At 60.1% G+C, this 23671-nt stretch carries 21 protein-coding genes and 1 pseudogene; 17 read left to right on the forward strand and 5 right to left on the reverse strand.

What is annotated here, in order from left to right; translation table 11 throughout:
* Positions 1-87: 87 nt before the first annotated feature.
* Positions 88-1518 (reverse strand): methyl-accepting chemotaxis protein, encoded by a 1431-nt coding sequence (locus ABNP46_RS09905; RefSeq protein WP_349922213.1) that lies wholly within the window; start codon positions 1516-1518, stop codon positions 88-90.
* 82 nt (positions 1519-1600) lie between these two features.
* Here ABNP46_RS09905 and ABNP46_RS09910 point away from each other — a divergent pair, with 82 nt between their 5' ends.
* Together ABNP46_RS09910 and ABNP46_RS09915 are read left to right on the forward strand one after the other, a co-directional pair.
* Positions 1601-1873, forward strand: a complete 273-nt coding sequence (locus ABNP46_RS09910; protein ID WP_349922214.1) for an acylphosphatase — start codon at positions 1601-1603, stop codon at positions 1871-1873.
* A 22-nt stretch (positions 1874-1895) separates the two neighbouring features.
* Positions 1896-2630 carry a CHAD domain-containing protein gene (locus tag ABNP46_RS09915; RefSeq protein ID WP_349922215.1) on the forward strand — a complete coding sequence of 245 codons (735 nt, stop codon included), beginning with the start codon at positions 1896-1898 and terminating at the stop codon, positions 2628-2630.
* Positions 2631-2709: 79 nt separating this feature from the next.
* Here ABNP46_RS09915 and metG read toward each other — a convergent pair whose 3' ends face one another.
* Positions 2710-4743: a methionine--tRNA ligase gene (gene metG, locus ABNP46_RS09920; RefSeq protein WP_349922216.1), complete on the reverse strand. Its 2034-nt coding sequence runs from the start codon at positions 4741-4743 to the stop codon at positions 2710-2712.
* A 232-nt stretch (positions 4744-4975) separates the two neighbouring features.
* On the opposite strand from metG, the gene apbC reads away from it, so the two are divergent.
* From apbC to ABNP46_RS09940, 4 genes are all read left to right on the forward strand, one after another.
* A complete protein-coding gene (gene apbC, locus ABNP46_RS09925; protein ID WP_349922217.1) occupies positions 4976-6058 on the forward strand; it encodes an iron-sulfur cluster carrier protein ApbC in 1083 nt (360 codons plus the stop codon).
* 111 nt (positions 6059-6169) lie between these two features.
* Positions 6170-6814, forward strand: a complete 645-nt coding sequence (udk, locus tag ABNP46_RS09930; RefSeq protein ID WP_349922218.1) for a uridine kinase — start codon at positions 6170-6172, stop codon at positions 6812-6814.
* Positions 6815-6877: 63 nt separating this feature from the next.
* On the forward strand, positions 6878-7459 hold the full coding sequence (dcd, locus tag ABNP46_RS09935; RefSeq protein WP_349922219.1) for a dCTP deaminase: 582 nt from the start codon (positions 6878-6880) through the stop codon (positions 7457-7459).
* Positions 7460-7806: 347 nt separating this feature from the next.
* Positions 7807-9279 (forward strand): inorganic phosphate transporter, encoded by a 1473-nt coding sequence (locus ABNP46_RS09940; RefSeq protein ID WP_349922220.1) that lies wholly within the window; start codon positions 7807-7809, stop codon positions 9277-9279.
* Positions 9280-10091: 812 nt separating this feature from the next.
* On the opposite strand, the gene rne is transcribed toward ABNP46_RS09940, so the two are convergent.
* A complete protein-coding gene (gene rne, locus ABNP46_RS09945) occupies positions 10092-13223 on the reverse strand; it encodes a ribonuclease E (protein WP_349922221.1) in 3132 nt (1043 codons plus the stop codon).
* 411 nt (positions 13224-13634) lie between these two features.
* Here rne and rluC point away from each other — a divergent pair, with 411 nt between their 5' ends.
* Positions 13635-14579, forward strand: a complete 945-nt coding sequence (gene rluC, locus ABNP46_RS09950; protein ID WP_349922222.1) for a 23S rRNA pseudouridine(955/2504/2580) synthase RluC — start codon at positions 13635-13637, stop codon at positions 14577-14579.
* Positions 14579-15236 (forward strand): annotated as a pseudogene (locus tag ABNP46_RS09955) (HAD family hydrolase). The gene rluC and the pseudogene ABNP46_RS09955 overlap by 1 nt, the downstream one beginning before the upstream one ends.
* Positions 15237-15309: 73 nt before the next feature.
* Here ABNP46_RS09955 and ABNP46_RS09960 read toward each other — a convergent pair.
* Complete coding sequence (locus ABNP46_RS09960) at positions 15310-15891, reverse strand: Maf family protein (RefSeq protein ID WP_349922453.1); 582 nt, start codon at positions 15889-15891, stop codon at positions 15310-15312.
* A 202-nt stretch (positions 15892-16093) separates the two neighbouring features.
* Between ABNP46_RS09960 and ABNP46_RS09965 the strand changes: the two genes are divergently transcribed.
* Complete coding sequence (locus tag ABNP46_RS09965) at positions 16094-16744, forward strand: START domain-containing protein (protein WP_349922223.1); 651 nt, start codon at positions 16094-16096, stop codon at positions 16742-16744.
* A gap of 27 nt (positions 16745-16771) precedes the next feature.
* On the opposite strand, the gene ABNP46_RS09970 is transcribed toward ABNP46_RS09965, so the two are convergent.
* Positions 16772-17161: a hypothetical protein gene (locus tag ABNP46_RS09970; protein ID WP_349922224.1), complete on the reverse strand. Its 390-nt coding sequence runs from the start codon at positions 17159-17161 to the stop codon at positions 16772-16774.
* A gap of 328 nt (positions 17162-17489) precedes the next feature.
* On the opposite strand from ABNP46_RS09970, the gene yceD reads away from it, so the two are divergent.
* The 8 genes from yceD to fabF all read left to right on the forward strand — a co-directional run bounded on the left by yceD (position 17490) and on the right by fabF (position 23669).
* Entirely contained in the window at positions 17490-18011 is a 522-nt protein-coding gene (gene yceD, locus ABNP46_RS09975; RefSeq protein WP_349922225.1) for a 23S rRNA accumulation protein YceD, read from the forward strand.
* 20 nt (positions 18012-18031) lie between these two features.
* On the forward strand, positions 18032-18199 hold the full coding sequence (rpmF, locus tag ABNP46_RS09980) for a 50S ribosomal protein L32 (RefSeq protein ID WP_005300935.1): 168 nt from the start codon (positions 18032-18034) through the stop codon (positions 18197-18199).
* Positions 18200-18208: 9 nt separating this feature from the next.
* A complete protein-coding gene (gene plsX, locus ABNP46_RS09985) occupies positions 18209-19228 on the forward strand; it encodes a phosphate acyltransferase PlsX (protein ID WP_349922226.1) in 1020 nt (339 codons plus the stop codon).
* A gap of 6 nt (positions 19229-19234) precedes the next feature.
* Positions 19235-20194, forward strand: coding sequence for a beta-ketoacyl-ACP synthase III (locus ABNP46_RS09990; protein WP_100858312.1), 960 nt, complete (start codon positions 19235-19237; stop codon positions 20192-20194).
* A 73-nt stretch (positions 20195-20267) separates the two neighbouring features.
* Complete coding sequence (gene fabD / locus ABNP46_RS09995) at positions 20268-21203, forward strand: ACP S-malonyltransferase (RefSeq protein ID WP_349922227.1); 936 nt, start codon at positions 20268-20270, stop codon at positions 21201-21203.
* A 13-nt stretch (positions 21204-21216) separates the two neighbouring features.
* Positions 21217-21951: a 3-oxoacyl-ACP reductase FabG gene (gene fabG / locus ABNP46_RS10000; RefSeq protein WP_349922228.1), complete on the forward strand. Its 735-nt coding sequence runs from the start codon at positions 21217-21219 to the stop codon at positions 21949-21951.
* A 157-nt stretch (positions 21952-22108) separates the two neighbouring features.
* Entirely contained in the window at positions 22109-22345 is a 237-nt protein-coding gene (gene acpP / locus ABNP46_RS10005) for an acyl carrier protein (RefSeq protein ID WP_005300909.1), read from the forward strand.
* A gap of 82 nt (positions 22346-22427) precedes the next feature.
* Positions 22428-23669 carry a beta-ketoacyl-ACP synthase II gene (fabF, locus tag ABNP46_RS10010; protein ID WP_349922229.1) on the forward strand — a complete coding sequence of 414 codons (1242 nt, stop codon included), beginning with the start codon at positions 22428-22430 and terminating at the stop codon, positions 23667-23669.
* The last annotated feature ends 2 nt before the right edge of the window (positions 23670-23671 follow it).

Below are 23671 nucleotides of genomic sequence, written 5' to 3' on the forward strand. Positions count from 1 at the left end.
GACAGCGCCCACAAGCATCGACGCCCATCAAAAAGGCCATCCGTGGGATGGCCTTTTGCTGTGTCACTCAAGTCAGAAGCAGAAGTATCAGATCCGCAGGCCCGTCATGGCCTGGGTCAACTCGGTCGCGGTGGCCTTGATGCCGGCAGTTCCGGCGACCGAGGCACTGGCGGCCTCTTCGACCCGGTTTGCCTCCTGACGCACCTGATCGAGATTGCGGCTGATCTCCTCGGCCACCGAGCTCTGCTCCTCGCTGGAGGTGGCAATCTGGGTGCTCATCTCCAGCACGGCGTCGCTGTGATGGCTCAGCTTGTCGATGTCCAGGCCCACCTCGGTGATGAGCTGCTGGCTGCTGGCGGCGCGCCCGACCGTCTTCTCCATGATGTCGTTCAGTGCCCCGGTGCCGGCCTGCAGCTCCTCAATCATCTGCTGAATTTCCACCGTGGCCTGCTGGGTGCGGCTGGCGAGGGTGCGCACCTCATCGGCCACCACGGCGAACCCGCGTCCCTGTTCGCCGGCCCGGGCCGCCTCGATGGCGGCGTTCAAGGCCAGCAGGTTGGTCTGCTGGGAGATGGCATTGATGACGCTGACCACTTCGTTGATGCGGTTGGCGTTGTGGGTGAGCCGCTCGACGGCGCCGGAGGCGTTGCCAATCTCGTCCGCCAGGGTACCGATGGCGCTGATGGTGCGCGCCACCCGCTCGGCACCGTTGGCGGCTTCCTCGCTGGACTGGCGGGTCTGCAGCAGGGTGTCGTTGGCATTGCGGGCCACTTCACGGATGGCGGCAGACATCTGCTCCATGGCGGCGGCCAGGGAGTCCATGTGCTGGCGTTGGGTGCGGGCCAGGGTTTCACCATCGCTGGCATGCTCGCGGAACTCGTCGGCGGCCATGGCCAGCGCCTCGGCGGACTCGTCGACGAGTTGCACTATCTTGTGCTGACGGTCGGTGAACTTGTCGATGCTGCCCGCGAGGACGGAGAACTCGTCCCGCACCGGGAAGAAGTTGAGACGGAAGGTCAGATCCCCGTTTGCCACCGTCTGCAGTGCCTTGTTGGTGGAGTAGAGCGCGCCTGAGACGAAGGTCATCAGATAATGGGTGAGCAGGGCAAGCAGGGCGGCCAGCACGGCGATGATGGTGAGAGCCGTGCCTTGGCCCGTCCACATGGTCTCCCCGGCGGTATCAAGGGTGCCGGTGACGAAACCGGCCTGGCCCGCGCGTGCACTGTAGCTGTAGCGATCGCCTTGCTGCTGCAGGCCATCGCTGCCAGCCTGGCTCAGGGTCAGCTCGGCGGGGAGGGTGAGGGTCGGTTGCTGGCTCACCAGGGCGGCCGTGGTCTCGACCCGCAGCTTGAGTTGATCCAGTCGCAGCTGCATCTGCTGATCATGGCTATCGGCCAGCAGATACCAGGTGAGGGCGGCGATGAAGAGCAGGGGGCACCAGAAGGTGATGAGGAATTTTTCACTGATCGTGAGGTGAATGAGATAGCGGTCAACCCAACGAAATTTTACTTCTTTCATAATGATATGCTTCCTGCAGGGAAAAGAGAGTCGCCGTCATTATCGCCCTGGGGTGAACATTCTTGAGAAAAAGGTGCTGAAAATGGGAGAGCAATCGTTTGTCGTCCGGGTCTGGGGTCAGGTCCAGGGGGTGGGGTTTCGCTACTTCACCCGGGAGCGGGCGCTGCAGTTGGGGCTGCGGGGCCATGCCTACAACCTGGCGGACGGCTCGGTGGAGATCCTCATCGCGGGGCCGGAGCAGCAGGTACAGATGATGCTGGGCTGGCTGGAGTACGGCCCGCGGACCGCCACCGTCGAGAAAATGGAGTATGCCAAGGCATCGCCGCCCACGGGGCGCGGTTTTCATACCAACTGAGGGAGGGAAAGGAATGCAGCAGATGACATGGCATGACCAGGCCCGGCAGCTTATCGACGCCTATTGCGCTGCCACCCTGGCTCTGCGCGCTCAGGTCGGGGTGGAGGAGGTGCACGGTTACCGCATAGCGGCGCGGCGCCTGCTGGCCTTGCTCGCCCTCTGGCGACCCCTCATCCATCAGCCAGGTCTTGAACGGCGATTGCTGCAGGCGACCCATCGGCTCTCCGCGCTGCGCGATGCCCAGGTCTATGCCGAACGCTTCGGCGGCAAGCCTGCAAAGAGCGGGCCGCCGCGAGTCCCCTTGTTGACGGTGCGTCTCGACCGCTGGCTGACCCGTCTGGCGCAGGTGCCTGTGGAGTTCAATCCCTTGCCGCTCTATCAGATGCAGCTGGCCCTGACGCTGGCGGAGGGGGTAGACGGGCTTGATGAGCTCTCGGGCGGTGCCAGGCGTCAGCTGCGTCACTGGCACAGGCTGCGCCTCATCCTCAAGCAGACCCGCTACGGGGTGGAGTTGCTGCTGGAGCAGGGGGAGGGGGATCCGGCCTGGCTGGCCCGGCTGGTGGAGTGGCAGACCAGGCTGGGTCAGTTGCAGGATGCACGCCAGTGGCAGAGGCAGCTGGCGCGCAAGGGGCTCAGTGACAAGCGGCGACGCCAGAGGCGACAGCTGGAAGAGGCGATAGGGTGTCAGTTGCAGCAGCTCAACTGCCAGCAGGCGGAGCTGGTGGGGCTCAGGATGGCGATGCAGCGCACGGCCTGAGACTGAGTCCACGCAGATAACAAGCAGACATAAAAAAGAGAGGCCTGAGCCTCTCTTTTTGCATCCTGATACGGCGTGCTTACTTGACGCGCATGCCGGGCTGGGCGCCTTCCTGGGGCTCCAGGATCCAGAGATCCTTGCCGCCTGGACCAGCTGCCAGCACCATGCCCTCGGACATGCCGAAGCGCATCTTGCGCGGGGCCAGGTTGGCCACCATCACGGTCAGCTTGCCTTCCAGATCTTCCGGGTTGTAGGCGGACTTGATGCCGGCGAATACCTGACGGGTTTCACCACCAAGGTCGAGCTGCAGTTTTAGCAGCTTCTCCGCTTCCGGCACGGCTTCGGCCTTCTTGATGAGCGCAACACGCAGATCCAGCTTGGCGAAATCCTCATAGGCGATGGTGTCGCTGATGGGGTCATCCGCCAGGGGGCCGGCCGGCTTCTTGCTCTGCTCCTTGGCGAGATCTTCCTTGGACGCTTCCACCATGGCCTCGACCTTGGCAGGTTCGATACGGGCGAAGAGCGCCTTGAACGGAGTCAGCTGGTGGCCGGTGAGCGGGGTCGCGATACCGTCCCAGGAGAGGGTCTCACCCAGGAAGGCTTCGGCGCGTGCAGCCAGCTCGGGCATGACGGGCTTGAGGTAGGCCATCAGCACCCGGAACAGATTGATGCCGACGGAGCAGACCGCCTGCAGCTCGGCGTCCGCCCCTTCCTGCTTGGCGATGACCCAGGGGGCCTTGTCATCCACGTAGCGGTTGGCCTTGTCGGCGAGCGCCATGATCTCGCGAATGGCGCGGCTGAATTCACGGCTCTCGTAGGCCTCGGCGATGGTGGCACTGGCAGCGGCGAATTCGGCGTAGAGCGCGGGTTCGCTGCACACATCCGCCAGCTTGCCACCTGCGCGCTTGGCGATGAAACCAGCGTTGCGGGAGGCCAGGTTGACCAGCTTGTTGACCACGTCGGCGTTGACCCGCTGCACGAAGTCCTCGAGGTTCAAGTCCAGATCGTCGATGCGGCTGTTGAGCTTCGCCGCGTAGTAGTAACGCAGGCACTCGGGATCCAGGTGCTTCAAGTAGGTGCTCGCCTTGATGAAGGTGCCCTTGGATTTGGACATCTTGGCACCGTTGACGGTCACATAACCGTGCACGTTGACCTTGGTCGGCTTGCGGAAACCCGCTCCTTCCAGCATGGCCGGCCAGAACAGGCAGTGGAAGTAGGCGATGTCCTTGCCGATGAAGTGATAGAGCTCGGCGTCGGAGTCGGCCTGCCAGTAGCTGTCAAAATCGATGTCGCCGCGCTTGTTGCACAGGTTCTTGAACGACGCCATGTAGCCGATGGGGGCATCCAGCCAGACATAGAAGTATTTGCCCGGCGCACCCGGGATCTCGAAGCCGAAGTAGGGGGCGTCACGGGTGATGTCCCACTGCTGCAGACCGGATTCGAACCACTCTTGCATCTTGTTCGCCATCTCTTCCTGGATGGCGCCAGAACCGCGCACCCAGTCGGCGAGCCAGGCTTCGAACTGGGGCAGGTCGAAGAAGTAGTGTTCGGAGTCCTTCATCACCGGAGTCGCGCCGGAGACGGCGGATTTCGGATCGATGAGTTCGGTCGGGCTGTAGGTGGCGCCGCAGCTGTCGCAGTTGTCACCGTACTGCTCGGGGGACTTGCACTTGGGGCAGGTACCCTTGACGAAACGGTCCGGCAGGAACATGGACTTTTCCGGATCGAACAGTTGGGAGATGGTACGGATCTTGATCTTGCCGGACTCTTTCAGGCGACCATAGATCAGCTCCGACAGCTCGCGGTTCTCGTCGCTGTGGGTGGAGTGATAGTTGTCGAAGCTGATGTTGAAACCGGCGAAATCGCCCTGATGCTCCTCGGAGACCGCCGCGATCATCGCCTCCGGCGTGATCCCCATCTGCTGTGCCTTGAGCATGATGGGGGTACCGTGGGCATCATCGGCGCAGACGAAATGCACCTGATTGCCGCGCATTCGCTGATAACGGACCCAGATATCGGCCTGGATGTGTTCCAGCATGTGGCCAAGGTGGATGGAGCCGTTGGCATAGGGGAGGGCGCAGGTTACCAGCATTCTACGAGGATCAGTTGCCATAATACGTTCTTTATGTGCCTGTTGGGATGATACAGTGCCGAGCATGTTACCCGAATTGGGGGTAGCCTGCCTAGGGCTCTGGCCCGTCAGGCCCAGGCTTCGGCACTCGGCTACAAGCCTGCAACCCACTGATTTATGTGCGGTAACCTTTCACCTCAGTGTAATAAGCGATACACACGTGTTTTTAAAGGAAGGTTTCACTTCAGCATAACGACAAGATAATGGGGAGTTAATGGTGATGGATTCAGTAAAACAGATCCTGGCCGAATTTAAGCCAAGCGGCTGGGGCAAGGATCTGGTGGCGGCCGGTTTCGTGCGCGCCATCGAACAGCAGGAGCAGACCCTGACCATCAAACTGGTGTTGCCCTTTGCCGGGCAATCCCTGTTCGATGAGCTCAAGGAGTGCTTCGATGGACGCCTTCGCAGTGCCACGGGGGCCAGCCGCATCAACTGGCTGGGGGAGATAGAGGTCGCCAGCATGCCCCGTGCCCAGCAGCTTGCGGCAGTGCAGGGCATTCGCAATATCCTGGTGGTGGCCTCCGGCAAGGGCGGGGTGGGCAAGTCCACCACGGCGGTGAACCTCGCACTGGCGCTGCAAAAGGAGGGGGCCCGGGTCGCCATCCTGGATGCGGACATCTACGGCCCCTCCATTCCGACCATGATGGGCACCTTGAAGGAGCGTCCGAGCAGCCGTGATGGCAAGACCATGGAGCCGGTGATGGCCTGTGGCCTCAAGAGCAACAGCATCGGCTATCTGGTGGATGAGCAGGATGCCACCATCTGGCGCGGCCCCATGGCGAGCAAAGCGCTGGCGCAGATCCTCCACGAGACCCGCTGGGGCGAGGTGGACTATCTGGTGGTGGACATGCCGCCAGGTACCGGCGACATCCAGCTCACCCTGGCCCAGCAGGTGCCTACCACGGCGGCGGTGATTGTAACCACGCCCCAGGACGTGGCACTGGCGGATGCGCGCAAGGGCATCGCCATGTTCAACAAGGTGAACGTACCCGTGCTCGGCATCGTCGAGAACATGAGTTATCACGTTTGCAGCGCCTGTGGTCACCACGAGCCGCTGTTTGGCACCGGTGGCGGCAAGAAGATGGCAGAGCAGTATCAAGTGGCGCTGCTTGGCCAGTTGCCGCTGCACATCGATATCCGTCAGCACATGGATGAAGGTTGCCCGACCGTGTTCGGGGCGCCGGAAGGGGAGCTTGCAGAGGCTTATCTGAGACTGGCCAGACGGGTCGGGGCCGAACTCTATTTCAGTGGTAAACCGATTGCGACCCCGCTCTATACGGTGGCGCTGGACGAATAATCGGCTGTCGGCCGTTTGCTGCGGATTTGAGGGTGGGCATGGCTCACCCTTTTTTATATAATGGATCGGTTTAAACAATCCCCAGTGCTCTTCTTTCTTTAGGTATTTTCAATGTCTGATACTCAACATTCTTGTGTGATCATCGGTATTGCTGGTGCGTCCGCATCCGGCAAGAGTCTTATCGCTCAAACCATCTATGAAGAGCTGGTGGCCGAACTGGGCGCAGGTCAGATTGGTGTGATCACCGAGGATTGCTACTACCGTGATCAGACCCACATGACCATGGAAGAGCGGGTCAAGACCAACTATGACCACCCCAATGCCCTGGATCACGATCTGCTCGTGCAGCATCTGACCCAGCTGGTGGGCGGGGAGTCGGTGAACATTCCCCGTTACTCCTATTCCGAACACACGCGTATGGACGAGATCACCCCCTTCGCCCCTCGTCGGGTGATCATTTTGGAAGGGATATTGCTGCTGACCGACAGCCGGCTGCGGGATCTGATGGATGCCTCCATCTTCATGGATACACCCCTCGACATCTGCCTGTTGCGCCGTCTGGTGCGCGATGTGCAGGAGCGGGGCCGCACCATGGACTCCGTCCTCAAGCAATATCAGAAGACGGTGCGTCCCATGTTCATGCAGTTCATCGACCCGTCCAAGCAGTACGCCGATGTCATCGTGCCCCGTGGCGGCAAGAATCGCATCGCCATCGACATGCTCAAGGCGCGCATCCGCCACATGTTGATCGGTTAATCAGGAAAGAGCCGGGTGATGCCCGGCTTTTTTAAATGAATCATTTGTCAGGAGAGTCGCCGAATGCGTCTTTGTGATACCGATATCGAACGCCATCTGGATGAAGGCAAGATAGTGATTGAGCCGCGCCCCGGCATCGAGCGGATCAGTGGCGTCAGCGTCGATGTGCTGCTCGGCAACGAGTTTCGGGTGTTTCGCGATCATACCGCGCCTTATATCGACCTCGGCGGTACCAGTGCCGAGATGGCCGATGCCATCGAGCGGGTGATGAGCGAGGAGATCCACATCCCGGACGGCGAAGCCTTCTACCTGCACCCGGGTCAGCTGGCCCTGGCGGTGACCTACGAATCCGTTACCCTGCCGGCGGACATCGTCGGCTGGCTGGACGGTCGCTCCTCCCTGGCGCGACTCGGTTTGATGGTACACGTCACTGCCCACCGCATCGATCCGGGCTGGTCCGGCCGTATCGTGCTGGAGTTCTACAACGGCGGCAAACTGCCCTTGGCACTGCGCCCCAAGATGAAGATCGGGGCGCTGAACTTCGAAATGCTCTCAGGCGTTGCGGCTCGTCCGTACAACAAGCGTGAGAATGCCAAGTACAAGAGTCAGCAAGGGGCGGTCGCCAGCCGTATCAACCAGGACTGAACCCCTGTGATGAGTGAACGATGAAAGGGTGCTTCGGCACCCTTTTTGATTTGCTGCCGACAGATGCCGCATGCTCCGTGGCTGGATATGTGTGCCAAAGATCAAGGTTTTGTGACAAAAAGCGAGGAAATATGGCGCGTTTGTGCAAGATAGGGCCTTGATATGACTCATGATCTCGTGCTGCATCGTGCGTTTAATTAATCTATGACAAGGCGCATTCCGACTGGGCCTAAGACATTTTCTGACGGAATGCCCTTTTTTTTTCTTACTGAAATATTTCAATCACGGCTATGGCGCACCTAGCCTTCTGGCATAATCCGCCGCAACTCATAAACAGGTTCGTTTTTATGTTTGAAATGTTTAGTGGTTTGGGTTTTTGGTGGTCAATCGGTTTGGTATTGGCCGTTTTTTTTGTGCTGGCCTATGAGTTCATCAACGGCTTTCACGATACCGCCAACGCGGTAGCAACGGTCATCTATACCAAGGCGATGCCGGCCCATATGGCGGTAGTGGCCTCCGGTCTGTTCAACTTCGCCGGGGTCATGCTGGGTGGGCTCGGGGTTGCTTATGCCATCGTGCATCTGCTGCCCATCGATCTGCTGCTCGGGATGGATTCTACCCAGGGGTTGATCATGGTCTTCTCCCTGCTGTTTTCCGCCATCGTGTGGAACCTGGGTACCTGGTTCTTCGGGATCCCGGCCTCCAGCTCACACACCCTGATCGGCTCCATCCTGGGGGTAGGCGGCGCCTATGCCTGGATGACCCATCAGCCCCTGCAGGAAGGCATCAACGTCGGTAAAGCCATCGACATCATGCTCTCCCTCATCATTTCTCCGACCGTCGGTTTCGTTATCGCGGCCCTGCTGCTGTTTGCCATGAAACGCGTCTGGCTGAACAGCAAGATCCACAAGACCCCGGAAGAGCGTCTGCTGGTGGATGGCAAGAAACACCCGCCGTTCTGGGCCCGTGTCACCCTCATCTGCTCCGCCATGGGGGTGAGCTTCGTGCACGGCTCCAACGACGGTCAGAAGGGGATAGGTCTGGTTATGCTGGTGCTGATCTGCATGGCGCCCGCCTACTTTGCCTTGGACATGAACAGCCGCTCCTATGATCTGGACAGAACCCAGGATGCCAACCAGCGCATCATGGAGATCTACCAGCGCAATCAGGAGCAGGTCTCCACTCTGGTGGACTTCAACGTGCCTGCCCATTCCCAGGAAGAGCTGATGACCCACTGCGCCGCCGGTGAAGTGCTGCAGGCCATGGCGACCCTGGACAATCGTCTCGGCAAGGTCCGTACCTATGAAGAGATGAGCCTGACCGATCGCCGTGAAGTGCGTCGTCTGCTGCTCTGTATTGACGACACCGCCCGCAAGGTCTCCAAGCTGCCGCTGCCGGCCAAGGAGCTGACCGATCTGGCCAAATGGCGCAAGGATCTGACCGCGACCGCCGAATATGCACCGACCTGGGTCATCGTCTCCATAGCCCTGGCGCTGGGGTGTGGCACCATGGTGGGCTGGCGCCGTATCGTCTACACGGTAGGGGAGAAGATTGGCTCCTCCGGCATGACGTACAGCCAGGGCATCGCCGCCCAGATCACCGCCGCCGCTTCCATCGGAGTCGCCAGCCTGACCGGTATGCCGGTCTCCACCACCCATATCCTCTCCTCTGCGGTGGCGGGGACCATGGTGGCCAACAAATCCGGGCTGCAGAGCCAGACCATCAAGACCATCTTGCTGGCCTGGGTGCTGACCCTGCCGCTGACCATGCTGCTCTCCGGTGGCCTGTTCATCGTCAGCAACCATCTGTTTGGTGGCTGATAGTCACTGTCTCATCGATATCATCAAAGGGCCTGCGGGCCCTTTTTTATTGCCATTCTTCCATCCCATAGATGGATGCACCCTTGAGGCAGCAAGCCTCTGTAGTCAGCATTATATGCCATCAAACTAGTGTTGATGTTCACACCACGATCCACAGTCATCTTTCATTGTCGCGTCCCACAACCAAAGTTCATCAGGGGTCACCTCGAGTGATTGAGAGAGGGGGAGAGTACCTGGCTAGCCGCTACGCTCGTTTGATCCAGTTTCACTGGGTTTGATTACACTGGCGTGAGCCAATGAAGGGGTGAGGCGAGGGGCTGGATATTCTCACTGTAGAGCGCGTTGCCCCATGGAATATGGGGTCTGGCAGGGCGATGAGTACATCAGGAGGAATGGAAGGCATCGACAAACCTTTCTACGAAGGAAAGGTGAGCCAGGGATACGCCATGGGATGTTGGTCTGCCGTGATGGCCAGAGTGAGGGCACCGACAATGACTGCCGATATTGATGCTGGTTGCTAGGGGGAGTGCTTAATCCCGATAGTTGAACCTGGATAAAAATCAACCAGCGGTTGAATTGCCTACAAGTAGTTGGAATGGAGTGTTTATGTAGAGAAAGGCAGAGATAAGTCCTGAAAATATAACGGGTGGTTTCACTGCTGCGAGCGCTCAGTGTGATGTCGAGCGAGAGGCGCTGATTGAAGCAGGTGACGGCTCGGCGCGTGATGGAACAGATATGGCAGGATGGAGAGTGGCGGGTAAAAAAAAGGGCCACACAGTGTGTGGCCCTTTTCATCAGACTAGCAAGCTGGCTCAGGGGCGACCGGCCGGGCTGGTTGCCACGTTGCTGGCAGCGGTGCTGCCGGCGTGGCGACCGGAGGTGGTCACTTCACTGCGCTCGAGCGGTGCGTAGGCAACCAGTTCGCGGGCAGGCTGGGCAGGCACGGCGGCCGGTGTTGCCATCGGCGCAGAGGCCTTGCGAGCGCGGGCCAGGACACCGCCCTTGTTGACCGGCTTGGTCACAGGAGCTGTGACCGCCGGCGCGACGTCTGCAACCTCAGGGGCAACAACCGGTTCGGCATCGGCCGCTTCAACGACAGCGGGCTCGACGTCGATGGCAGCAACCTGAGGTTCAATCACGGGCGCAGCTTCGACGACGACAGCCGGTGCAGTCTCGACCACGGCAGCTACCACCTCGGCAGCATCAGCTTCAACGGCAGGGGCTGCTTCGGCCACAGTCACGTCAGTGGCGGGAGCTACGACCGGCTCGGCAGCGACAGGGGCGACCTCGGCCACAACGTCAGCAACCACTGGTTCAGCTACCTGCTCAACGATGGGTGCGGCGGCGGCTTCAGCGGCTTCTTCTGCCACCGCTTCGGCGACCACATGCTCGGTCAGCGCAGAGGAGGCCTGCAGGGCAGCAGCCACGGCTTCGGCGCTCGGGATGGTGATCACCGGCACGGCCGGTTCTTCCACCTTCACATGAGCGGCATCGGCCTGGGCGGCAGCGGTCAGCTGAACTTCGGCCTGAGGCTCATCATCGCGCTGGCCACGGGCCTCTTCGTTGATGCGCTTGCGACGCTGACCTTCGATACGCTGGCCACGCGGGGTACGGCGAGAACGGCGCTGACCATCGGTCTGCTCCTCTTGCTCACCGGCCATGGTCTGGGCTTCCACGACATCAGAGGCAGGCTCGTCAACGGGCAGGGCAGGGGTGTCGGCGGCGGCGACATCGACCCGAACCTGCTTGCGCAGTTGGCGACGTTCGCGGCGCTCGGCCACTTTCTGCTCTTTCTCCTGACGGGGTTCGGCTTGCACTGCGGCAGCGTTCACCTCAACGGCTTCGACGGCTTCCACCACCTCGGCACGGGGTTCACGAGGTGCGCGCGGCTCACGGGCAGGGCGCGGAGCGCGGGGCTCACGTTCCTGACGGGGCTCACGAGCCTCGCGTGGTTCGCGTTCCATACGCTGTTCGCTGCGGGCTTCCCCACGGCTTTCACGTTCCTGGCGCGGCTCACGCTCTTTGCGCGGACGACGGTTACGGTTCTCGCCGCCTTCGCGGTTGGCCGAACCTTCACGTTTCTCACCGCCTTCGTTGCGGTTGCCACGGTTGTCATCACGACGACCACGCTGACCACGGCTGCGGGTCTCGTCACGTTGATGACGATGACCCTCTTCCTTGCGCGCTTCACGAGCCACCGGCTTCTCGGCAGGGGCTTTCACCTCAGGGGCCGCGTCAGAACTGAACAAGCCAGAGATGGCCTTGAACAGCTTGCCGAACAGGCCCGGCTCGGCGGCGACAGCAGCGGCCTGGGGAGCAGGCGCGGCGGCAGCAGCCGGTGCGGCGGGTTGGGGTGCCTGCACGAAACCTTGCAGCAGGGGTTGCTCGCGCTCAATGACCTGAGCCTGCTTCGGTTGGTAAACCGGTTTGGCAATCTCGGTCTTGAGCTCGTAGCTGGCCACTTCCGGAATTTCGTTCTGACGGATGCGGGTCACTTCGTAGTGCGGCGTTTCCAGATGCTGGTTCGGAATGATGTACAGGCGTACCTCATTGCGTTGCTCCAGACTGGCGATGGAGGCGCGCTTCTCGTTGAGCAGATAGGCGGCGACATCGACCGGCACCTGAGCGTGAACCTGCTCGGTGTTGTCCTTCATGGCCTCTTCTTCGATGAGACGCAGGATGGATAAGGCCAGTGATTCGTTGTCACGGATGACCCCTTGGCCCTGGCAACGGGGGCAGATATGACTGCTGGACTCGTTGAGGGAGGGGCGCAGGCGCTGGCGGGACATCTCCAGCAGACCGAAACGGGAAATCCGGCCAAGCTGGATGCGGGCACGGTCCTGGTGCACGGCTTCACGCAGACGGTTTTCCACTTCGCGCTGATGGCGAACCGGGGTCATGTCGATGAAGTCGATGACGATGAGGCCACCCAGGTCGCGCAGACGCAATTGACGGGCAATCTCGTCGGCCGCTTCCAGGTTGGTCTGCAGTGCGGTCTCTTCGATATCGCCGCCCTTGGTGGCGCGGGAGGAGTTGATATCGATGGAGGTGAGCGCTTCGGTCGGGTCGATGACGATGCTGCCGCCGGAGGGCAGGCGCACTTCGCGCTGGAAGGCCGACTCGATCTGGCTCTCGATCTGGAAGTGGTTGAACAGGGCAACATCACCCTTGTACAGCTTCACGCGATTGAGGAAATCGGGACGAACCAGCTCGATGTGGGACTTGGCGCGCTCGAAGATGACAGGGTTGTCGATCAGGATCTCGCCGACGTCGCGACGCAGGTAGTCACGGATGGCCCGCACGATCACATTGCTTTCCTGATGGATAAGCACCGGAGCGGAGCGGTTCTGGGAGGCCTTGTGGATGGAATCCCAGTGGTTGAGCAGTACGTTCAGATCCCATTCCAGCTCTTCCGGGGACTTGCCCACACCGGCGGTACGCACGATGAGGCCCATGCCGTCCGGCACGGTCAGGCCGCTCAGGGCTTCCTTCAACTCGGTCCGCTCGTCACCCTCGATGCGACGGGAAATGCCGCCGGCACGGGGGTTGTTCGGCATCAGCACCAGGTAGCTGCCCGCCAGACTGATAAAGGTGGTGAGGGCTGCACCCTTGGTGCCACGCTCTTCCTTATCGATCTGGACGATCACTTCCTGGCCTTCGCGGACCACTTCTTTGATGTTGGGGCGACCCTGATAGGAATAACCGGAGGGGAAATAATTGCGGGCGATTTCCTTTAACGGCAGGAAACCGTGGCGCTCGGCGCCATAATCGACAAAAGCAGCTTCGAGACTGGGTTCTACGCGGGTGATTTTGCCCTTGTAGATGTTCGCTTTCTTCTGCTCGTGCCCCGGACTTTCAATATCCAAATCGTAGAGCTGTTGTCCGTCAACCAGCGCTACGCGCAACTCCTCTTCCTGAGTCGCGTTGATTAGCATTCTTTTCATTGAGTTCTCATTATTTTGTCATTTTGATCCCTCCACAGGGTCCTGCCGGCGCCGGCCTCGGGTCTTCAGCATGCTTGGGCAACCTCCCGGTTGGGGTATGCATGAGGCGCTAATTAAGGGCACTCGGGTTCTGCCTTCTCGAAGGCGCGAATTAAGGATACCGATGTGGAGACAATTAAAGCGGCTCTGTTTGCGTTCTCCATGCGTTGTACCTCGCACCCGGGAACCGTCATGTTCTTGTATACACGGTGTTTCGGGATTGGGTGGCATAAATTTTGGCCACTTAGTACAAGGCTTGAACACAATGACAAAACCTTGTTTATTATCCCATTTAAACCACTTTTATAGCAAGACGCCATTTTTTAACAAAGCATGGAGCCAAGGGCCATCGGCAGTGTTAAAATCCGCGCCATGACACAGATACATCAACAAGTGCAGCTGCTCACCATCGAAGCTGAGCATGAAGGGCAGCGCATCGACAATTTTCTCAAGACTCAGCTAAAGGGCGTCCCCAAGAGCCTGATCTATCGCATCCTTCGCAAGGGCGAAGTGCGCGTCAACAAGAAACGCATCAAACCCGAATACAAGCTCTGTGCCGGCGACGAAGTACGGGTACCGCCCGTGCGCGTTGCCGAGAAGAACGAACTGCCCTCGGCCAACCTTGGCAGCATCCAGCGTCTGGAGAGCCAGATCCTGTTTGAAGACGAGGCCATGATCGTGCTGAACAAGCCCTCCGGCATGGCGGTACACGGCGGCAGTGGTCTCTCCTTCGGAGTGATCGAGGGGCTGCGGGCCCTGCGCCCGGAAGCCCGTTTCCTCGAGCTGGTGCATCGCCTCGATCGCGATACCTCCGGCGTGTTGCTGGTTGCCAAGAAGCGCAGCGCCCTGCGCAGTCTGCATGAGCAGCTGCGGGTCAAGACCATGCGCAAGCAATATCTGGCGCTGGTACGCGGCCAATGGCAGCCTCACGTCAAGGTGGTCAATGCGCCTCTGCGCAAGAATGATCTGCAATCCGGCGAACGGGTTGTGCGGGTCAGCGCCGATGGCAAGCCGTCCGAGACTCGTTTTCGCATCGCCCGCCAGTTTGCCGAGGCGACCCTGGTGGAGTGCAGCCCGATCACCGGCCGGACTCACCAGATCCGGGTCCATACCCAGCATGCCGGCCACCCCATCGCCTGTGATGACAAATACGGTGAGGCGGCATTTGATGAGAGCATGCGCAATCAAGGGCTGAAGCGGCTCTTCCTGCACGCCTGGAAGCTGAGCTTTACTCACCCGGTGGATGACAGGGAGATGCAGGTGGAAGCGCCGCTTGCCCCTGAACTTGAAACCTTCCTCGGCAAGCTGGCCCGCTGATGCAGGATATCCACCTCGCCATCTTCGACTGGGACGGCACCCTGATGGATTCGGTGGGGCGGATCGTCGCCTGTGTGCAGGGGGCCGCCCGCGATTGTGGGGAAGCGGTGCCGTCGGTGCAGCAGACCCATCAGATCATCGGCCTCAGCCTGGCGGTGGGGATCCCCCGATTGTTCACCCTGAAGGAGGGGAGCGAGCGGGCCCAGGCCCTGATCGACCGCTATCGCCACCTTTATCTGCACGATGACACGCCGAGCCCCTTGTTTGCGGGGGCGAGCGAACTGCTTCATCACTGGCGGGAGTCGGGCATTCAACTGGCCGTGGCCACCGGCAAGTCCCGGCAAGTCCCGGCAGGGTCTGGACAGGGTATTGGACGAGACGGGATTACGTCCGCTCTTTGCCGCGACGCGCGGAGCAGATGAAGCCCACTCCAAGCCCGACCCCTTGATGTTGACCCAGATCCTGGATGAACTGGGCCTGGAACCAGAGCAGGCGGTGATGATCGGCGATTCCATCCACGACATGGGGATGGCCGCAGCCCTTGCCATGCCGCGCATCGGGGTGACCTGGGGTGTGCACGACAGGGCCAGGCTGGCGCAATACGAACCCGTTGCCATCGTCGATACCATGGCGGAGCTGCGCCAGCTGCTGGCATGAGCCAGCATCGAAAACATAAAACGGGAGCCATCAAGGCTCCCGTTTTTCTATGTCGATGTGTCTCTCGCCAGGGTCATGGCAGGGCCAGCCCATGGCGCTCGAGCAGCTCGATCAGGGCGATGAGGGGGAGGCCGATCAGTGCATTGGGATCGCGACCCTCCAAGGCCTTGAACAGCACGATACCCATGCCTTCACACTTGAAACTGCCAGCGCAATCGAGCGGCAGTTCCGCCTCTACGTAGCGGCGGATGGCCGCCTCACCCAGGGTTCTGAAGTGCACGGTGAAAGGTTCCACCCACTGTTCAGCCCGGCCGCTCGCCGCATCCAGTACGCACAGCCCCGTATAGAAGGTGACGCTTTTACCCTGGGCGGCCATCAGCTGTGCCACCGCGTTTTCTACCGTGCCCGGTTTGCCAAGAATGCGCCCATCGCAGACACACACCTGATCAGAACCGATGACCAGGCCGTGATCATGCTGCGCTGCGATGGCGCTCGCCTTGGCATGTGCCAGCCTTGCTACCAGTGCCTGGGCCGACTCCTGGGGATGCGGAGTTTCATCCACGTCAGGGGCCGCACACTGAAATGGCAGGCCGAGTTTTTCCAGCAGGGCCTTGCGATAACGGGATGTGGAGGCAAGGATCAGAGTGGCAGCCATCATGTGGTGATATCCAGTGATAAATCAATTGGTTGATTCTATAAGGCCAGCAGGCAGGGTGTAAACTGGCTTGCCTGCAGCGACATGGATAAGCACATAGCTTCCGACACTGGATACATCGATGGTCAGCTCTCATGCCAGGGCGTGACTGTCATACTGCACTTGCATTGGTATGGATAATGGACGGACGGGGGGAGATGGCATGATCAAATACGGAGCACTGGTGGTGATCTTGCTCTCCTTTGCCAGCTGGGGGCAGGCATGGTTGCCGCAGCAGGGGGAGGGGAATGTGAGCCTCTGGACCCAGCCTCGCCCGCCAGGCCCCTACCTGGCCTTGCGTCTGGAGATGCGGGTCAAGGCCGCCCCTGAGGCCCTGTTGGCGGTGCTGCGGGACACCGCCCGGCATCGGGAGTGGCTGCCCAAGAGTCGCGAGGTACGGGTACTGGCGCGAGCCGGCGAGGATGATGAACTGGTCTACACCCGGCTGGAATCCCCCTGGCCGGTGCAGGACAGGGAGCTCATCACCCGCTCCCATGTGTCGAGACGGGCGGATTGTGGCCTGGTGCTCAAGGTCTGGGCCGAACCCGATGCCCTGCGCGAGCGGCCGGGGCTGGTGCGGATCCGGGCCAGCAGCGGTCGCTGGGAGGCCCTGCCCCAAGGGGATGGTGCCACCCTGGTGCGACTCGAAACCTACACCAATCCGGGCAACAACCTGCCGGGCTGGATAGTCAATCCCATTGCCATCAAGGCGGCCCTCGAGAGTTTTCAAGCCATTCGCCGGTTGATGGAGGCGGCGCCCCGCCGTCCGGTCTCCCTGTTCACCCAAAAGCCGACGTGCATGGCCAGGCCCTGATATAGCCGGGGAAATGAGCGTCCTGATCTAGCCCTCAACCACCAATACCGGGCAGGTGGCGGGACTCTCGGCCTGACTGCGCAGGAGGGATTCTCCACGATAGCGGCCGTCGAAATCTGCCGAGCGTCCCTCGGCATCGGGATTCTCTTCAAAATGCCCCGTCATTTCTACGTAAAGCGGGCGAGGGGAGGTGGAGCGCTGCGCATTGAGTTGGTGCCATTGCTGTTGCAAGGATTGCAGCAGCTTGTCCGGGCCAATCAGCAAGAAGGCGTTGTCCGAACCGCAGGGGAGGAAGACCGGCATGTTGTCATCCAGGTAGACATGACCGCTGCTCTTCTCTTCGGCGAAGACAACCACAGGTTGCATCGCTGACAGGATAAAAATCAGCATAAACCACCAAGAAATTACCACCTTCATCGATAACCTCCAGATAAACCCCGTCTCATCTCCCTGATTATCCTAAGACACAAAGTCGAGCCTCAGCGGGTTGTTTTCAAGCAAAGCGTCAGATTTGGTCAAATCAGCAGAGCGGGCATCGCGTAGGGGTTGAGGGGATTTGTCCGCATTTCCCCCTCCTGCATGCCCGTACCGTGCAGGATCCCGTGTGGGATCCGGCTGTTTATGGCATAATCAGTCACCGGTGAGCGCAAGTTCCTGTGAACAGGGGTCTGCGCAGTTAAAATCATCGGCGGTAAGGACTTTTTCCTTTGACTATCCCTTGTTGGACCTATAATATTCGCGCCCTATGCAAAAGGTGAAGTTGCCCGTTAAGGTTGATCCAGTCCGTAATGCCTTGAAGCTACTCGACTATGTCGGGATAGTGGAAAAGTCGCAGATGCCCAGATTGGAAGAATCAACCGAAGGCTTGCGAAGTGATGTTGATGTCACACTGCAATTTGGTAAAGACATCCAGAAGTTGACCGTTATGAAAGGCACTGCCCATGCCAAGGTTGACCTGGTTTGCCAGCGTTGCGGAGAGACGTTCGAACACCTTTGTGAAGCTGATTTTATCTACACTCCGCTGTTCGAGAGAACAAACGAGGAAGAACTGCCGGAAGCTTATGAGCCCATTGAGTTGGACGAAAACGGCGAGATAGATCTTCATCAAATCCTGGAGGATGAACTTATCCTCTCGTTGCCTCAAGTGGCCATGCATCCTCTGGATGTCTGTCCGCGAGGGAACATGGAGATGACCTGGGGTGACATCGAACCTGCTGATGAGCGGCCAAATCCCTTTGCAGTTCTTGAAGAGCTCAAACGTAAGTGAATTTTAGGAGTTAGCCTACCATGGCCGTACAACAGAACCGTAAAACCCGCGCCAAGCGTGGCATGCGTCGTTCCCACGATGCCCTGACCACCGCTGCACTGACTGTTGATCAGACCAGTGGCGAAATTCATCGTCGTCACCACGTGACTGCCGATGGTTTCTACCGCGGTAAAAAGGTAATCGCTTAAGGATTGCCTTTGTCTACGCAAACTGTCGCGCTAGACATAATGGGGGGAGATGTTGGCCCCTCGGAAACAGTGCCTGCCGCCGTGCAGGCACTGTCTCTTCTGCCTCAGCTCAATCTCATTCTGGTCGGAGACAAACACCAGACCACCCCTCTCTTGCAGCAACATGGCTTGCTGGATCACCCTCGCGTTCGTTTCGTGCATGCCTCTCAAGTCGTCGGCATGGGCGAGAAACCCATTGTCGCATTGCGCACCCTGAAAGACTCCTCCATGCGGGTCGTGCTGGATCTGGTCAAGGCTGGCGAGGCGGATGCCTGCGTCAGTGCCGGCAATACCGGCGCCCTGATGGCCATGGCGAAATGCGTGCTCAAGTCCCTGCCCGGTGTCGACAGACCCGCGCTCATCAAGGCGCTGCCTACCTTGGGGGGCGGGCGCACCGTGATGCTGGATCTGGGGGCAAACGTGAGCTGCGATGCCGATACCCTGCTGCAATTTGCGGTGATGGGGTCCGTGGTCGCCGAGCAGGTGGCGGGGATCCCGTCTCCCCGGGTCGCACTGCTCAACGTGGGGGAGGAGGAGATCAAGGGCAACGACCTGGTACGTCACAGCGCCGAACTGCTGCGCCAGTGTCCCGCCCTCAATTTTGTCGGTTTCATCGAGGGGGACAGGATCTTCAGCGGTGACTGCGATGTGATCGTCTGCGACGGTTTCGTGGGCAACGTGGCGCTCAAGACCGCCGAAGGTGTGGTGCGGATGATGGCCGAACTGGCCGGATATCCCCGTAAAAAACGCAGTTTTCTTGGTCGACTCGCCGGATTTATGTTCAAACGGCGTTTTTCTTACCTGAACCCCGACCAGTATAATGGCGCGAGTCTGTTAGGATTGCGCGGCATTGTGGTAAAAAGCCATGGGCGTGCCGAGCGGCGCGCTCTGTGTCATGCGATCCTGCTGGCCGCACAAGAGGCCAAGCATCAGCTTCCATTGCAGATTGCAGATCGCCTTGAATCTGTCTTTTCCGACAGGGATTTATAAAACTCTATGCATAGCAAAATTCTGGGTACTGGCAGTTACCTGCCGAGTTCAGTGCGTACCAATGCCGATCTTGAACAGATGGTGGAAACCAGTGACGAATGGATCGTGGAGCGTACCGGGATCCGTGAGCGCCGCATCGCCGGGGCCGACGAAACAGTCGCCACCCTGTCTCATCAAGCCGCTTTGCGGGCACTGGACGCGGCCGGCCTGACCGCCGCCGATCTGGACATGATAGTGCTGGCCACCACCAGCGCAGAAAATGCCTTCCCGGCCGCCGCCTGCGAATTGCAGGGGCTGCTCGGGGTGCCGGGGATCCCGGCCTTCGACGTGGCCGCCGCCTGTGCCGGTTTCACTTACGCCCTCGCCGTGGCGGATCAATTCGTCAAATCCGGCGCCGCCCGCAACGTCTTGGTGGTCGGCGCGGACGTCCTGTCCCGCATGTGCGATCCCAAGGATCGCGGCACCATCATCATCTTCGGTGACGGGGCAGGGGCCGTGGTGATCGGGGCGAGCGAGACCCCGGGGATCATCTCCACCCATCTGCACGCGGACGGCCGCTATGGGGATCTACTGAAGCTGCCGCAGCCTCACCGCGGCATGCCGGGGGCCGAGCTCGAAGCCTACATGTATATGAAGGGCAACGACGTGTTCAAGGTGGCGGTGACCCGCCTGAGCGAGATCGTGACCGAGACCCTGGCCGCCAACGGCATCGATCCCAGCGAGCTCGACTGGCTGGTGCCTCACCAGGCCAACTTCCGCATCATCAGCGCTACCGCCAAGAAGCTTGGCATGGGGCTGGATAAGGTCGTGCTGACTCTCGACAAGCACGGCAATACCTCTGCCGCCTCCGTGCCCATCGCCTTCGATGAAGGGGTGCGTGATGGCCGGATCAAGCCGGGCCAGCTAGTGTTGCTGGAAGCCTTTGGTGGTGGTTTCGCCTGGGGTTCGGCGCTGGTGCGCTTCTGATATCAAGCCGCGTCCGGGGTTTGGGCCTCGGGCGCTCGCTGACCGATTTCGTCTTACCTTAAAGGAATCAATGATGACCCGATTTGCCATTGCCTTCCCGGGACAGGGCTCCCAGAGCGTCGGCATGCTGGCCGAACTGGCCGAGCAACATGCCGTGATTAAAGAGACCTTCGCCGAGGCGAGCCAGGTACTGGGTTACGATCTGCTGGCCTTGGTCATGAATGGCCCCGCCGAGGATCTGAACAAGACCTGGCGTACCCAGCCTGCGCTGCTGACCGCTTCCGTCGCCCTCTGGCGCCTGTGGCAGCAGCAGGGTGGGGCGACCCCCGCCGTGATGGCCGGGCACAGCCTGGGTGAGTATTCCGCCCTGGTGTGCAGCGGTGCCTTGAGCTTTGCCGATGCCGTCAAGCTGGTCGAGCTGCGTGGCCTCGCCATGCAGGAAGCCGTGCCGGAAGGTACCGGTGCCATGGCCGCCATTATCGGTCTGGACAACGACAGCATCGCCGCCAACTGCGAGAAGGCAGCCCAGGGCCAGGTGGTGTCGCCGGTCAACTTCAACTCCCCGGGCCAGGTGGTCATTGCCGGTCACAAGGAGGCGGTCGAGCGCGCCAACGTGCTGATGAAAGAGTCCGGCGCCAAGCGTGCCTTGCCGCTGCCGGTCTCGGTGCCGTCTCACTGCGCCCTGATGAAGCCGGCCGCCGAAAAACTGGCCGCCGCGCTGGATGGGATCGAGATCAAGGTTCCTGTCATCGCAGTCATCAATAATGTGGACGTATCCTGTGAGCAGGATCCGGCCGCCATTAAACAAGCCCTGGTGCGCCAGCTGTTCAGTCCGGTCCGTTGGACCGAGACCGTTGAGCGGATGGCAAACGACGGGGTCACCCTCGAAGTCGAGATGGGACCGGGCAAAGTACTGACTGGGCTCGCCAAGCGCATCGACTCGCGCGTGGAAGGTGTTCACGCCACCGATGCCGCCTCTTTCGAGCAGGCGCTGGCCCAAGCCAAGTAAACAGGAGCAGAAGATGAGTTTTACCGATAAGGTTGTCTTGGTCACCGGTGCCAGTCGTGGCATCGGCCGCGCGATTGCCGAAACGTTCGCAGCCCGTGGCGCCAAGGTTGTAGGCACGGCCACCAGCGAGAGCGGCGCCGCCGCCATCAGCGCCTATCTGGGCGAGCAGGGCTGCGGTATGGCACTGAACGTGACCAGCCAGGAATCCATTGAAGCCGTCTTTGCCGATATCAAGGCGCGTTTCGGTGACATCGACATTCTCATCAACAACGCCGGGATCACCCGTGACAACCTGTTGATGCGCATGAAAGACGATGAGTGGAACGAGATCATCGACACCAACCTGACCTCGCTCTACCGCCTGAGCAAGCCGGTGCTGCGTGCCATGATGAAGAAGCGCCATGGCCGCATCATCAGCATCGGTTCCGTGGTTGGCACCATGGGCAACGCGGGTCAGGTGAACTATGCCGCCGCCAAGGCCGGTCTGGTGGGCTTCACCAAGTCCCTGGCCCGTGAAGTGGCTTCCCGTGGCATTACTGTGAATGCGGTTGCCCCCGGTTTCATCGAGACCGACATGACCCGTGCACTCAACGAAGAGCAGCGCGCCGGCATCATGAGCCAGGTGCCTGCCGCCCGTTTGGGCGATCCGAAAGAAATTGCCGCCGCTGTGGTATTCTTGGCGTCTGATGACGCTGCTTACATCACTGGCGAAACCCTGCATGTTAATGGCGGGATGTACATGGTGTAATCAATTTGTCGTGAGATCTGTTCAAATTTGCGATAGTACGCCGAAGTTTGGCACATTTCGTGGTTTGACCAGCGGCAAGCTACTTGCAAACTCCAGTCAATTGAATACACTACCCCAACCAGACGCAATAGCGTATTTTTAAAGGAAAATTCAGGTCATGAGCAACATCGAAGAACGCGTAAAGAAAATCATCATCGAACAACTGGGTGTTAAAGAGGAAGACGTTAAGAACGCTGCCTCCTTCGTCGACGACCTGGGCGCTGACTCTTTGGATACCGTTGAACTGGTAATGGCGCTGGAAGAAGAATTCGATACCGAAATTCCTGATGAAGAAGCCGAGAAGATCACCACTGTTCAAGCGGCTATCGACTACATCACCGCTAATCAGGAATAAGATCCTGTTCTGAAAGAAGCGGCCCAAGGGCCGCTTCTTTTATGTTTGTTCCCTCATAAAACACCTCTCGGAGACTACCTCAGTGTCAAAACGCAGAGTCGTGGTGACCGGCTTGGGGATGCTTTCCCCGGTGGGTAACACTGCCGAATCCAGCTGGCAAGCCCTGCTCAACGGGCAGAGCGGCATTTCCCTCATCGACCACTTTGATACCAGTGAATTCGCGACCCGCTTCGCCGGCCTGGTGAAAGAGTTCGATCCCGAACAATACGGCATCAACCGCAAAGAAGCCCGCAAGATGGATCTCTTCATCCAGTACGGCGTGGCGGCGGGTGTGCAGGCGCTGGACGATTCTGGCCTCGTCATCAACGAAGAGAATGCCGAGCGGGTAGGCGTTGCCATCGGCTCCGGCATCGGTGGCCTGGGTCTCATCGAACAGAACCACAGCAGCCTCATCAATGGCGGCCCGCGCAAGCTGAGCCCCTTCTTCGTGCCGTCCACCATCATCAATATGGTGTCCGGTCATCTCTCCATCATGAAAGGCCTGCAAGGCCCGAACATCGCCGTGACCACCGCCTGCACCACGGGCACCCATGCCATCGGCATGGCCGGGCGCATGATCGCCTACGGGGATGCGGATGTCATGGTGGCGGGCGGGACCGAGAAGGCCTCCACCCCCATGGGGATGGGCGGCTTCGCGGCGGCCAAGGCGCTCTCCACCCGCAACGACGAGCCCCAGAAGGCGAGCCGCCCCTGGGACAAGGATCGCGATGGCTTCGTGCTGGGTGACGGCGCCGGGGTGCTGGTGCTCGAAGAGTACGAACACGCCAAGGCGCGCGGCGCCAAGATCTACGCCGAGCTGGTCGGCTTTGGCATGAGCGGCGACGCCTACCACATGACGGCGCCTCCCTCGGACGGTGACGGTGGCGCGCGTGCCATGAAGAACGCCATCAAGGATGCGGGCATCGCCCCCGAGCAGATCGGTTACATCAATGCCCACGGCACCTCCACCCCCCTCGGGGACGTGGCGGAACTGCGTGGCATGAAGAAGGTGTTTGGCGAACATGCCAATGCCCTGATGATCAGCTCCACCAAGTCGATGACCGGTCACCTGCTGGGCGCTGCCGGCGCCATCGAGGCGATCATCACCGTGTTGTCCCTGCGGGATCAGAAGGTGGCTCCCACCATCAACCTGGACAACCCGGACGAGGAGTGTGATCTGGATCTGGTGCCCCACGTGGCCAAGGCCGGTCAGTTTGAGTATGCCCTCTCCAATTCGTTTGGTTTCGGCGGCACCAATGGCTCCCTGATCTTCAAACGCGTATAATT

It is taken from the genome of Aeromonas veronii (assembly GCF_040215105.1).
GTDB lineage: Bacteria > Pseudomonadota > Gammaproteobacteria > Enterobacterales > Aeromonadaceae > Aeromonas > Aeromonas veronii_G.